The 616-nt window shown below is 44.8% G+C and carries 2 pseudogenes; both read right to left on the reverse strand.

Annotated elements, in window-relative coordinates:
* A pseudogene (locus ABEW32_RS26325) lies at window positions 1–256 on the reverse strand (restriction endonuclease); the annotation flags it as partial.
* A gap of 167 nt (window positions 257–423) precedes the next feature.
* Window positions 424–616, reverse strand: a pseudogene (aspA, locus tag ABEW32_RS26330) (aspartate ammonia-lyase); the annotation flags it as partial.

Raw genomic sequence — 616 nt, forward strand, 5'->3', positions numbered from 1 at the left:
AATCCCGGCTGCTGGTTGTTTTATAAATATCCTTATAGCCAAGTGCAGATAACAGCCGCTGCAAATAATGTTCGAATTCCGAGCCATCCTCCATACGATCAATATCCTGAATTCCGATTTTGCGTGGGTCCAGATCTCGTAAAATCCGATTTCTGCGACCACGTACCATCCCTCTGATGATGAGCACAATGAGTAATAGTAATACAATAAGTCCTATTCCTAATTCCTTATATGCCAATAATTGCTCCAGCAGCATTCCTCTTCCCCTTTTCTACAGCAGGCATGCTAGCGGTATATCCTTTGTAGGGTTACCGTTACCACCTATCACACGGACACGGTTTTACACAAAAGCAACCCCGCCGAATTCGACGGGGCTACCTTCATTTTATCTCAAAGTTGCCTACATTTCTAAACTCCGCAATCTTATTCACGATTCAGCAAAGATTCTCCGGCAATGCCAGGCTGAGTCATCTGGTATGGATCCAATATAATGTCCAATTCTTCCTCAGTCAGTACATTATATAGCAGACACAGCTCACGTACCGATTTGCCAGTCGTAATTGCTTCGCGGGCAATGCGTGATACGACCTCATATCCGAGGTGCGGATTGAGTGCT

The organism is Paenibacillus jamilae, from assembly GCF_050482105.1.
GTDB classification, from domain to species: domain Bacteria; phylum Bacillota; class Bacilli; order Paenibacillales; family Paenibacillaceae; genus Paenibacillus; species Paenibacillus jamilae_B.